Origin of the sequence: Bifidobacterium sp. LCP19S3_E9, from assembly GCF_052121135.1 — a bacterium.
In the GTDB taxonomy this organism is placed as follows: Bacteria; Actinomycetota; Actinomycetes; order Actinomycetales; family Bifidobacteriaceae; genus Bifidobacterium; species Bifidobacterium thermacidophilum.
Genome location: NZ_JBQKEV010000004.1, coordinates 149,179 through 161,020 on the forward strand (window position 1 = coordinate 149,179; position 11,842 = coordinate 161,020).

General features: G+C 63.7%; 8 protein-coding genes. 7 read left to right on the plus strand and 1 reads right to left on the minus strand.

Going from position 1 to position 11,842, the window contains the following annotated elements; all coding sequences use genetic code 11:
• Positions 1 to 135 precede the first annotated feature (135 nt).
• Both ACTQYB_RS03425 and dnaG read left to right on the plus strand, forming a co-directional pair.
• Positions 136 to 1,422 (plus strand): deoxyguanosinetriphosphate triphosphohydrolase, encoded by a 1,287-nt coding sequence (locus ACTQYB_RS03425; protein WP_441481882.1) that lies wholly within the window; start codon positions 136 to 138, stop codon positions 1,420 to 1,422.
• A 139-nt stretch (positions 1,423 to 1,561) separates the two neighbouring features.
• Positions 1,562 to 3,661, plus strand: a complete 2,100-nt coding sequence (gene dnaG, locus ACTQYB_RS03430; protein ID WP_441481883.1) for a DNA primase — start codon at positions 1,562 to 1,564, stop codon at positions 3,659 to 3,661.
• A gap of 23 nt (positions 3,662 to 3,684) precedes the next feature.
• Here dnaG and ACTQYB_RS03435 read toward each other — a convergent pair whose 3' ends face one another.
• Positions 3,685 to 4,656, minus strand: a complete 972-nt coding sequence (locus ACTQYB_RS03435) for an aminodeoxychorismate lyase (RefSeq protein ID WP_441481884.1) — start codon at positions 4,654 to 4,656, stop codon at positions 3,685 to 3,687.
• 276 nt (positions 4,657 to 4,932) lie between these two features.
• Between ACTQYB_RS03435 and ACTQYB_RS03440 the strand changes: the two genes are divergently transcribed.
• From ACTQYB_RS03440 to ACTQYB_RS03460, 5 genes are all read left to right on the plus strand, one after another.
• A complete protein-coding gene (locus ACTQYB_RS03440; protein WP_441481921.1) occupies positions 4,933 to 5,766 on the plus strand; it encodes a putative hydro-lyase in 834 nt (277 codons plus the stop codon).
• Between the two features lie 94 nt (positions 5,767 to 5,860).
• A complete protein-coding gene (locus ACTQYB_RS03445) occupies positions 5,861 to 6,667 on the plus strand; it encodes a LamB/YcsF family protein (RefSeq protein ID WP_441481885.1) in 807 nt (268 codons plus the stop codon).
• Positions 6,664 to 8,472: a carboxyltransferase domain-containing protein gene (locus ACTQYB_RS03450; protein ID WP_441481886.1), complete on the plus strand. Its 1,809-nt coding sequence runs from the start codon at positions 6,664 to 6,666 to the stop codon at positions 8,470 to 8,472. The genes ACTQYB_RS03445 and ACTQYB_RS03450 overlap by 4 nt, the downstream gene beginning before the upstream one ends.
• Positions 8,469 to 10,232: an acetyl/propionyl/methylcrotonyl-CoA carboxylase subunit alpha gene (locus ACTQYB_RS03455; RefSeq protein ID WP_441481887.1), complete on the plus strand. Its 1,764-nt coding sequence runs from the start codon at positions 8,469 to 8,471 to the stop codon at positions 10,230 to 10,232. The genes ACTQYB_RS03450 and ACTQYB_RS03455 overlap by 4 nt, the downstream gene beginning before the upstream one ends.
• Positions 10,233 to 10,331: 99 nt before the next feature.
• Positions 10,332 to 11,351, plus strand: coding sequence for a glutamate cyclase domain-containing protein (locus ACTQYB_RS03460; RefSeq protein ID WP_441481888.1), 1,020 nt, complete (start codon positions 10,332 to 10,334; stop codon positions 11,349 to 11,351).
• Positions 11,352 to 11,842: the final 491 nt, after the last annotated feature.

An 11,842-nucleotide genomic window follows, 5' to 3' on the forward strand; every position in this document is an offset into this window, starting at 1 on the left:
TTGCGTCGGCGGCTGCCGCGGCTATTGACCGCTGGTCGGCGCGCTGCCTGCGGCGGATTGCCGAACCGTAATCGGCGGTATGCGTCTGGAATGTTAGCGCTGGGATGCGCGACGGGGAGACGGGAAAGGGCAGATATGACGACTACAGCCGACAGCGAACGTGTACTCACCACTGAAGGGTATTGCGCGGCGGACGAAGAGCGTTGGGCGCCTGAACCGCCGAAATCCCCGTCGCGCACGGCGTTCCAGCGCGACCGGGCGAGACTGATTCATTCGTCCGCGCTGCGCAGGCTGGGCGGTAAAAGCCAGATTCTGGTCGCAGGAACCGACGATTTTGCGCGCACGCGATTGACACATACGCTCGAAGTCGCGCAAATCGGCCGGCAAGTCGGCGCTCTGCTCGGCTGCGATCCCGACGTTGTCGATTGCGCGTGCCTCGCACACGACCTAGGGCATCCACCATTCGGACACAACGGTGAACGCGCGTTGGCGGCAATCGCCAAGGACATCGGTGGATTCGAAGGTAACGCGCAGACCTTGCGATTGCTGACGCGACTGGAGCCGAAGATATTCCTTCCCGACGGGCGGTCCGCCGGGGTCAATCTGACGCGCGCTGCATTGGACGCCGCGGTGAAATACCCGTGGACGCTTCGCGAGGCGGCTGCTCACCCCAAAGGGGAGCGTAGCGTGAAATTCGGCGTCTACCCAGACGATGAGCCGGTGTTCCATTGGCTCAAGCAGGGGGCGCCCGAGGCCAGTACGCCGATGGAATGCCAGGTGATGGACCTATCCGACGACATCGCCTATAGCGTGCATGATATTGAGGATGCGATTGCGACCGGCACACTGAATCCGGTGGCGCTCGAGGACAACCGGATTGTCGACCGGGTGGTCGAATCGGCGCGCGCATGGTATGGGCGGCAGTGGGACCCGGACCTTCTGCTGGCGGCGGTGCTCCGGCTGCGTGACGGACAACTTCTGCCGGGTCGTTTCGATGGTTCCCGGCAGGCGTTGGCGCAGTTGAAGAACATGACCAGCGCGTTGATCGGTCGTTTCGCCGGATCGGTGGAATCGGCCACACGGCAGCGATATGGTACCGGGCCGTTGACCCGGTATGCGGCGCATGTGGTGGTGCCTGACCGGACACGCTATGAGATTCTGGCGCTTAAGGGGATGTCTGTGTATTTCGTCATGGCTCCCCGCGAACGTGAGCCGTTCCATGAGCAAGAGCAGCGAATTGTCACCGATTTGGTGGATGTGCTTATGGCTGACTCGCCGAGGCCGAGCGACGCTCTGGAGACGGTGTTCCTCGATGACTGGCGGCAGGCGTCGAATGATGACGAACGGTTGCGCGTGGCAATTGACCAGGTGGCCAGCCTGACGGACGGGTCGGCGGCGACCTTGCATTCGATTCTGTGCTGAGCGCCGACTCGGACACGCGGTGTCGCGGCGGCCTGCCGGCGCCGGCGGTATCTGTCTGCGGTGCGACATCGCGGTCGCATGGCACGCTGTTCTCTGGCGGCGCACGCCACTGAACAGCCCTCAGGCTAGCATGGAACCTATGCCCGGGATGATTAAGAAAGAAGACGTTGAGAAGGTGCGCGCCGCCGCGGACCTGTACGATATCGTATCCGCGTCCGTCACGCTCAAGCCTTCGGGCACCGGCACCTATGTCGGCCTGTGCCCCTTCCATGACGAGAAAACCCCGAGTTTCAACGTCCGACCGTCCCTAGGCGTCTGGCACTGCTTTGGCTGCGGTCTGGGCGGCGACGTTTTCGGCTTCGTGGAGCATCAGGAGAACATCGACTTCCGCGAGGCGGTCGAACTGCTCGCCGACAAATACCACATCGAACTGCATTACGACCAAGGCTCACGCCAAGGCGAGCACGCCGGGTCGAAACGCGCGCGTCTGCTTGAAGCGAACGAGGAAGCCCAACGCTTCTTCACCTCGCAGATCATGAGCAAGGAGGCGCTCGCCGCACGCAAACTGCTCGGCGGACGCAATTTCAGCCAGGCCGATTGCGAGCGCTTCGGCTGCGGCTACGCCCCGCAAGGCTGGGACAATCTCGTGCGGCATTTGGCAGACAAAGGCTTCACGCAGCAGGAGATGCTGGATGCCGGACTCGCCCGTCGCGGCCAGCATGGCATCTACGACTATTTTCGAGGCCGGGCCACATGGCCGATCCGCGATTCGACTGGGCGTACGCTCGGCTTCGGCGCGCGCAAACTGTATGATGACGACACTATCGCGGCGAAGTACATCAATACGCCGGATACGCAGCTGTACCGCAAAACGCAGGTGCTTTACGGCATTGACCTGGCGAAATCATCGATTGTGAAGCACCGCCAGGCGGTGATTGTCGAGGGGTACACGGATGTCATGGCCTGCCATTTGGCGGGTATCGACACGGCGGTCGCCACATGCGGCACCGCGTTCGGCGCGGAACACGCGAAAATCATCCGTCGTCTGATTGCGGACGATTCGCTGGGCGCCGTCCAGCTGGTCGGGCCGCTTAAGGTCGAAGGGCAGTCGCTCAGTTCGCGTGTCGTCTTTACGTTCGACGGCGACGCGGCAGGACAAAAGGCAGCGCTGCACGCGTTCGGGTTGGATTCTTCATTCCTGTCGCAGACCTTCGTCGCCGTGGCCGACGACAATCTCGATCCGTGTGATCTGCGAATCCAGCGCGGCAACGAGGCGGTGCGTGCACTGATCGACAGCGCCCGTCCGCTCTACGATTTCGTCATCGACACGGCAATCGACCGCTTCGACACCCAGTATGTCACCGGGCAGATGGGGGCGGTCAAGGCAGCCGCACCACTGATTGCGCAGATCCGCGACCGCTCGCTGCTTGACTTGTACACGCGCAAAGCGACCCGGCGCATCGGCATCGACCTTGATATCATGCAGCGCGAGGTCAGACAGGCCAGACGGCAGTACAACGTGCGCGACGAGGACGCCTACGCGCCCCGCCGACGCCAGCAGGTGCGTATCGAGGAGCGTGCTGACCGCGATGACCCGTACGCGAATCCGGCTCGCAGGCGGGAGCTTGAGCATCGTGATGCCGCCAACCAGACGTATTTCCACATCGACGACGCGGTGTTCATCTGCGAGCAACAGTTCATGGCGACGCTCATCCAGATTCCGCGTGCGATCGACCGCGAATGGTTTGCCCAGTTGACTCTGGCGAATTTCATGACCCCGGTGTTCCGCACGCTGTTCCAGGCGATTGCGGCTGCCGGCGGATTACCGACGGATGACACCCCGCAAGGTTTGTGGATGCACAATCTGACCAAGGCAGGCGGTCCGATGCTCCAATCGGTGATTGACGAGCTTGCCGTGATGCCGTTGCCGTTGCCGACCCCGCCGAACCAACAGTCGGCACCTGGCGCGGGTGACGGACAAGGCGTCGGTGCCGCCGGAGCGCCCGGCGTCGCCGACGTCCAGCTGCGGGAGCCGACCCAAGGGGAGCGCCAGTACGCGTCCGAACTGTTGGCCCGTTTGCTTGATATCGGTTACATGCGCAGAATCGGCGCGGCCAGACGCCGTATGGCCCAGCTGCCGGACGGCGAGGAGAAGATCGCGCTGCTCGGCAGCATCACCACGCTTGAAACCGCGCGCAAGGATTTGCAAGCGCAGGTGTACAACAACACGGTCGGGTAAGCCCCGGGGCAGAACGACCCTCCTTACGCGTCGTATTCCCCGCTTGGCCCGATTGTCAGCGCGTCGTCATGCGTGCGCCCGCCGTGGATGGCCTCGTTCATCGCACGTATCTCGTCCATGTCCACCGCATACGTCTTGCCGTCCAGCTCCTTGACCGGAACCACCCAGCCGCCGTGCGTCATATACAACGCATCCGCATCCCGCAGCTCTTCGACCGGCAGTTTGCGGTAGGCGGTCCGCTTGCCTTCCTCAAGCGCCCACGCGAACAGTTCGCGTTGCGACGTGCCGTTCAGGATGCCGATGCGTGGGTCTGGTGTGACGTACGTATCCCCGTATCGTGCGACGATGCTGCTGTTGGGACATTCCAACGTATACCCGTCGGTTGTGGTGGTGACCGCGTCGCCGACCCCGCGCCGGTCGCATTCCCGGTGCATCGCCTGATTGACCGCATAACTCAGGGTTTTGGCGCCATTGAGCAGCCACGGCGCTTTCGCCGTGATATCCGACGGGTATCCGCGGGTGAGCGTCGCCATGGTGATCGGCTCGATGCTGTGCCCGTCGCCTTCTCCGTCAAGGAATATCCACACGCTCGGCGGCAACGGCCCGTTGCCTGAACGTTTCGCCTCTACCCCGATACCGGTGGTCGGGTCAAGCCCGCGCGAGACGAGAATGCGGAGCATCGGCGCTTCTTCGGCCCCGTCGTAGGCGTCGATCACCCCTTGGCAGGCGTCGGTGAACGCGTCGACATCAGGTTCAGGCATATCCACCAGTGCGGCGGAATGGGCGAGCCGTTTGAGATGGTTTTCCAAGGATACGGGGAATCCGTCGTAGACCGTGGTCGCCTCGAAGATCCCGTCGCCGCGCAATACGCTCAAATCAAAGGCCGAAGCGCAATCATCATGCGCGTCAATGATGGTGACCGCGTCTCCGCCGCTGATATCCAGCCCCTTGAACAATACCGATGCGTTTCCTACCCCGAGTACGACTGCGCTCATGGAATGACTCCTCTCGTGTTTGCTTGCCGTGATGGCCTTGGCGGTCTCGCGGCCCTGCCGCCGGTGTACCCCGCGGCCGGACGCGTCGTGGCTGAGCCACCGCGTCGTTGAACGAGCCTCACGTTATTCCGCGCGTATTTCACGGATCGCACGGGCGGGGCATGCCCGTAATCCGCCGGTCACAGGTTGGTGATCTTCCTCGTTGTTGTGTGAAATCAGGGTTTAACGCGCCGAACTTAGCGTGTGGACGAAAGGGAGGTTCCTATGGGTTCGTTGATGTCCGGCGTTGCGCCGGTTGAACACAATACGCAAGGTATTGCGCCCGCGTTGGGTGCGAATACGGCGCCACAAGAGGCGCGTGAGGCGTTCCGACGCGGCGTGGTGCGCCCGACCTGCGGCATCGCCCGCGGTTTCGCCCAGGCGAATATGATCGCGTTGCCGCGTGAATACGCGTTCGATTTTCTGCTGTTCACCCAACGCAACCCCAAGCCCTGCCCGATTCTTGAAGTCCTTGATCCCGGCAATCCCAAGCCCTCGATTGCCGACGGAAGCGACATCCGTACGGATATCCCGCTGTACCGCGTCTGGGAGCACGGCGAGCTGGTGGACACATGCAGTGACATCACCGATATCTGGGCGCGGCATGATGATCTGGTCACCTTCCTGATTGGATGCAGTTTCACTTTCGAATTCCCGCTCATGGAGGCGGGTATTCCGGTGCATCATATCGAGGCGGGACGTAACGTGCCGATGTATGACACGTCAATCGCCTGCAAACCTGCGGGACGGTTCAGTTCGACGATGGTGGTGTCGATGCGCGGCATCCAACCGGACCGGATCGCGGACGCCGTGCGGATCTTTGGCTACTATCCGAGCGTTCACGGGGCGCCCGTGTGGGTGGGCGAGCCCGAAGGCATAGGGATTACGGATTTGCAGCACCCCGATTATGGGGACCCGCCGACTATGGAGGACGGTGACATCCCCGTGTTCTGGGCGTGTGGCGTGACCCCGCAGGCGGCGGTGATGGCGTCGAAACCGTCGTTCGCGATCACGCACGCGCCTGGGCACATGTTCCTCACGGATATTCCCGACCGCAGTTTCATGGTGTGACTTGCGTCGGCGCAAATGCATCAATACCGATGGAGTGCGATGCGGAAGATATGAGATATCGAAAAGCAGAAAACAGCGGGAGTGGGGAACGACAATGACGGGAATAGACCTCAACAGCGATATGGGCGAGAGCTTCGGCCGGTGGGCGCTCGGCGACGATACGGCGCTGCTCGGCGTGGTGTCGAGCGCGAATGTGGCGTGCGGCTTCCATGCGGGCGACCCGGCTGGAATGCTGCGCACGGTCGGCTACGCGGCGGCGCACGGCGTGACGATTGGTGCGCATGTGGCATACCGCGATCTTGCCGGGTTCGGCCGGCGGTATGTCGATGAAACGCCAGCGGATTTGACCGCCGATGTCATCTACCAGATTGGCGCATTGGAAGGAATAGCCGCTGCGTCGGGTGCGCGGGTGCGATATGTGAAGCCACATGGAGCGCTCTACAACCGGATCGCGGTTGACGAGCGGCATGCCAAGGCTGTGGTCGAGGCAATGAAAGCCGTGGACTCGTCGCTGTCTCTGCTCACCCTGCCCGGTTCGGTGGTCGGCCGGCTTGCCGAGGGGGCGGGGCTGCGCGTGTTCCGTGAGGCGTTTGCCGACCGCGCCTACACCCCGGACGGTCATCTGGTCTCGCGGCGCGAGCCGGGCGCGGTCATCACCGACCCGGAACGGGTGGCCGCACGGGTGCTGCGCATGGTCGAGGACGGTACGGCGACGGCGATTGACGGCAGCATTGTCCGACTGCATGCGGATTCGGTGTGCGTGCACGGCGATTCGCCGGGGGCGGTTGCCATGGCGACAGTGGTGCGCAAAGCGTTGGAACATGCCGGGATTGAAGTACGGTCGTTTGCGGCAGGTGACGGCTCGTCGTCATCAGTGTCCACGAAAGCCGCGAAATCATGAGACGGATATTGCCGGCGGGGCAGGACGCGCTGCTCGTGGAAACCGGTGATTTGCGCCATGCGCTCGGTTTGTATCATGCACTGAACGCGGCGATGGAGGATGCCGTTTCGGCAAACGCGTCGGCAGGGGAATCCGTCGCTTCGCCCGCGCCGACACGACCGCTCGCGGCGGTTACGGAATTGGTTCCAGCCGCACAGACCGTGCTGGTGCGATTCGATCCGCGCAAGATTCGTCCAGCTTCGCTCGCCGAAGCGATTATGACGCTGTCTGATACGCCCGATGAGGCTCAAGAGCATCGGACGGTGACCGTGCCCGTCATCTACGACGGCGAGGATCTTGAGGCCGTGGCGCAGCTGCTTGGTATCAGCGCCGACGAGGTGGTCGCCCGGCATGCCGGCACCCCGTGGACGGCCGCATTTGGCGGATTCGCCCCCGGATTCACATATTTGGTGGACGGGGACCCGATTTTCGACGTACCGCGCCGCACGACACCACGGTTGGTCGTGCCCTCAGGCGCGGTCGGACTCGCCGGGCGGTTCAGCGGTGTCTACCCGCGCGAAAGCTCGGGCGGATGGCAGCTGATTGGGCACACGGCCATGCCGATGTGGGATGTGCACGCCGACCCGCCTGCCGCCATCATGCCCGGCGACCGTGTGACGTTCCACGCCGAGCGCGATCAGGCAATCATGACTGATATTGCGCGCCAACGCCGGACGCCGACGGACCGCGATATCCGGGCGCATGCCGGGAACTCCGGTAGCGGTTCAGATTCAACGACACACGTCCACGGCTTACGTGCGGACCGCTCCGGCCTGCTTGCCCTGTTCGAAGATGAAGGCCGGCACGCCTCGGCTATGGGCGTCGCCGGGTCGGGGGCGTGCGATATGCCCGCCTACCGCCTGGCCAATATGCTTGTCGGCAATCCGCCCGGTGCGCTCGCCATCGAACTGACCGCCGGCGATGCCGCGTTCACCGCGATAGGGAATGTGGTGGTCGCCGTTACGGGAGCCCCGGTCGATTTGTGTATCGCCGGAAAGGCCGCGTCTGGTGCTGATCCGGGTCGCATGACTATCTGGCAAAGCCTGCACCGGCAGGAAGCCATTATCCTCCACGACGGTGAAACCCTGACCATTGGCGTGCCGCGCGCCGGCTTGCGGGATTATCTCGCCATTCGAGGCGGGTTCAAAGCCCCGATGACGCTCGGCAGCGCTTCGCGGGACACCATGTCCGGCATCGGACCGGCTCCTTTGGCCGCAGGCGACACGCTCATCGCCGGAACCCCCGATCCGTCACGAAGCGTAGGGCGGCCGTGTGAATGGAACGGGCGCCTGCCAACCGGCATCATGCACCATGCCGGTCCGGAGGCGATCGGCGGCGCCGATCATCCAGTCTGGCTCGATGTCATGCTTGGCCCGCATGACGACTGGTTCACGCCTGCCGCCATCGGCACGCTCTTCGGCACCACGTGGCAGGTCACCGCACAATCCAACCGGACCGGGCTGAGGCTCAACGGCCCGCAGCCCCTGGAACGCGAAGATACGCGGGAACTGCCCAGCGAAGGCATGGTCCCCGGCTCGCTTGAAGTGCCCGGAAGCGGGCAGCCCGTGCTGTTCCTGCGCGACCAGCCGGTCACCGGCGGCTACCCGGTGATCGCCGTACTCACGCTTGATGCGCTCGCGTTGGCGGCGCAACTGCCGCCGGGCGCGTTCATCCGGTTTCGCAAAGCCGGGGAGAGCGCAATGGCGGCATCGGGAGGCCAAGACATATCCCATCCCGATGAACACGATGGAAAGGAGTCCCGATGAAGCGCATTCTGGTCGCCAATCGCGGGGAAATCGCCGTACGGATCATCCACGCCTGCCATGATCTGGGTCTGGAGGCGGTCGCCGTCTACGCGGACGATGACGCCGACGCGCTGTTCGTCCAGCTTGCCGATGAGGCCATCCCCCTGCATGGGGTGACGCCGGCGGAAACCTACTTGAACATCCCGGCATTGCTCAAGGTGGCGGCAAGCGGACGTGCGGATGCTGTTCATCCGGGGTACGGATTCCTATCAGAGAACGCTGATTTCGCGCAGGCGGTCCAGGATGCCGGGTTGACATGGATCGGCCCATCACCGCAGACCATCCGCATGCTCGGAGACAAAGTCGAAGCGCGTGCCGTCGCCGCGAAAGTCGGCGCACCCATGGCCCCGGGCACCACGCAACCGGTCAAGGACGCGCAGGAAGCCGCCGCATTCGCGCGCCAACACGGTCTGCCGATTGTCATCAAAGCGGTGCACGGCGGGGGAGGTCGCGGCATGAAAGTCGTGCGCGACCTCGCCGATGTCGAACCCGCCTTTGAATCCGCCGTCCACGAGGCCGAAGTCGCGTTCGGCAACGGGGAGTGTTTCATCGAACGGTTCCTCGACCACCCGCGTCACGTCGAAATTCAGGTGCTCGGCGACACGTATGGCGGGGTCATCGCTGTCGGTACCAGGGACTGCTCGCTCCAGCGGCGCAACCAGAAGCTTATCGAGGAGGCTCCGGCGCCCTTCCTGCCTAGCAGCATCATGCAACGGCTTGAAGATGCGGCCGTGGCGATCTGCTCCGAAGTCGGGTACGTGGGTGCTGGAACCGTGGAATTCCTCGTGGCCCCGGACGGCACGCTCTCGTTCATGGAAGTCAACACGCGTATCCAAGTCGAACACCCGGTCACCGAAATGACCAGCGGCATCGACCTGGTGGCCTGGCAGCTGCGTATCGCCGCGGGCGCGTCGATCGCCGGACTCAAACCGGCGCATGACGGGCATGCGATGGAATTTCGTCTCAATGCGGAAGACCCGTCGCTCGGATTCGCGCCATTCCCCGGGCGTATCACTGCGCTGAGGGCGCCCAGCGGGCCGGGCATACGCTTCGATACCGGCGTGCAAACCGGTTCGATTGTCTCTGACCATTTCGATTCCATGCTCGCCAAACTCATCGTGCACGCCACCACGCGCGAGGAATGTATACAACGGGCGCGGCGGGCGCTCGCCGAACTGCGCATCGACGGTGTGCCCACGGTCGTACCCTTCGACCGGGCGGTGCTCGCCGACCCTGATTTCACGGCGGAACACGGGTTCCGCATCTACACGCGGTGGATTGAGGAGGTGCTGCTCAAGCGGCTTGACCCCGAACAGCTCAAGCCTGATGGGATGTCGGCACGTTTCGATGACGCAGATACCGGGTTGCATCGTACATGGATTGAATGGGATGGCCGCCGTGTGGAAGTCGGCTTGCCGGCCGGTCTGGTCTCGTCGCTCGGGGCGGCGGGGGCGGCCGGTGATGGAACATCGCACGATGGCGGCGTGGGGGAGACGGCCGCGCATGACGCCGGGGATATCCTCGCCTCGATCACCGGCACGGTGGCGCGCTGGCTGGTCGATGACGGCGCTGAAGTCGGCGCGGGCACGCCGGTCGTCGTGCTGGAAGCCATGAAGATGGAAATCCAGGTTGCAGCCACGATCGGTGGTGTGGTCCATATCGCCGCGCAGCCGGGCGACAGCGTGAGATCCGGAAGCGTGCTGGGACATATCGAATCGTGAGACAAGACATGAGACAGATAAGCGAGACAGGCGAGACAGGCGTGACATACGGCGTTCGGCCGATTTGACCGGCCGGGCGCCGATAGGAGAGGAGTGGATATGACGGAAACGATGCAATACAACCAAGCAGGACATGCCAATCGGCAATCGGATACGTTCCATACCGGCCGTGGCAGTGCGGCGCACCATGGCGGGATTGGCCCTGCCGCCCGCATCGCAAGCTGGCGGTGGAAACCGCGCGTCGCGCACATCCAGAATGCCGCTGCGGCGGATGCGGGCCGGGGCAGCGAAACCATGATGACCTTCGCGCGTGGCGACCTGTTCCATGCCGCCCGGTGGCTTAAATCCGGCGGCCACAAGGCCATGGTCGTCACCGGGTTCTACATTCCGCAGGCCGAGCGGCCGGCCGCCGAATCGGATGGTCCCGCCGGGGCGGTCGAGCTGTGTGAGGCGCTACGGGCCATCGGTTCGGATGCCTGGTTGGTCAGCGATGAGCCGTGCGAGCCGGTCATCCGCGCAGGGGCCTCGTCGCGACTGCCCGAAGACCATGTGGCCATCGCGCCTACGGATGCGCAACACTTCGACCAGTGGATTGACGCGATGCGCGGACTTGTCGATCATCATGGCATCGACACCATCATCTACATTGAGCGCGTCGGGCCGGCGCGTGACGGAAACCCGCGCAATATGCGGGGGCTTGACATCGACCGGTGGACCGCCCCGCTCAGCCGACTCACCAGGCTGGGATTGCATGTGATCGGTATCGGCGACGGCGGCAATGAGATCGGCATGGGCAGGCTTGATTCCATCGTCATAGAGGATGTCGTCGAGCATGGCGAGCGTATCGCCTGCATGGTTCCCGCGGACGAGCTGATTGTCTCCGGCACGTCAAACTGGGGCGGTCACGCGCTGGTATGTGCGATGTACGCGATGGGCTGTCGTCGGGCGGCGCCGCTGCTCGATGTCGCATGGCATCGGTCCGTGCTGGCGGATGTTGCACACGCCGGCGGGCTCGACGGGGTCACGATGCGCAACACCCCGACGGTCGACGGCCTGAGCGAGGAGCGCTACTACCGCCAGATCCGCATGATGTCCGACATCGCCTGCGGACGGCGTTGAGGGCGCTTGTTGCAGCAGATGCGGGGTTTCGGCTGCAAACGGTTGCACAATCCATGATGATGATCTGCTGCTGGAGGCGGTGACGTTCCGGTACGGCGTGTGCGACACCTTGTGCAGAAGCCATCTGCGGCGGTTGTTGTGCGGGTATGCTGGTGTGGACAGGCGGGCGGATGATGTCCCTTGGGTTGGTGTATGAAGGGGCCGCCTTTTTGTGTTGCCGTGGCGTTGTCGTCGCTGCCCCTGTTGGCTGGTATCCTACTCCTGTTCCTGTTGCATGGGGGTGTCGAGCGCGTCGTACGCGGCGCGCGCCTGGGAGCGGGCTGCCGCGAGCTCGGCCGGGGTGGTCTGCGTGGCGATTTCGTGGTGTTCAACTGCGTCCTGGAACCGGGGGTACGGATGTGCCGATGGCGTGTATCCCCGCGGGGAGTGTGAGGATACCGCATGGTCTGGTCGATGTCGAGACGTTGGGCACGGCGATTTTGAATGCGCGT

Bases quoted from the DNA above. Each gene is read 5' to 3' on its own strand.
- ACTQYB_RS03425 (WP_441481882.1), top strand. From the start codon at position 136: ATGACGACTACAGCCGACAGCGAACGTGTACTCACCACTGAAGGGTAT.
- dnaG (WP_441481883.1), top strand. From the start codon at position 1,562: ATGCCCGGGATGATTAAGAAAGAAGACGTTGAGAAGGTGCGCGCCGCC.
- ACTQYB_RS03435 (WP_441481884.1), bottom strand. From the start codon at position 4,656: ATGAGCGCAGTCGTACTCGGGGTAGGAAACGCATCGGTATTGTTCAAG.
- ACTQYB_RS03440 (WP_441481921.1), top strand. From the start codon at position 4,933: ATGTCCGGCGTTGCGCCGGTTGAACACAATACGCAAGGTATTGCGCCC.
- ACTQYB_RS03445 (WP_441481885.1), top strand. From the start codon at position 5,861: ATGACGGGAATAGACCTCAACAGCGATATGGGCGAGAGCTTCGGCCGG.
- ACTQYB_RS03450 (WP_441481886.1), top strand. From the start codon at position 6,664: ATGAGACGGATATTGCCGGCGGGGCAGGACGCGCTGCTCGTGGAAACC.
- ACTQYB_RS03455 (WP_441481887.1), top strand. From the start codon at position 8,469: ATGAAGCGCATTCTGGTCGCCAATCGCGGGGAAATCGCCGTACGGATC.
- ACTQYB_RS03460 (WP_441481888.1), top strand. From the start codon at position 10,332: ATGACGGAAACGATGCAATACAACCAAGCAGGACATGCCAATCGGCAA.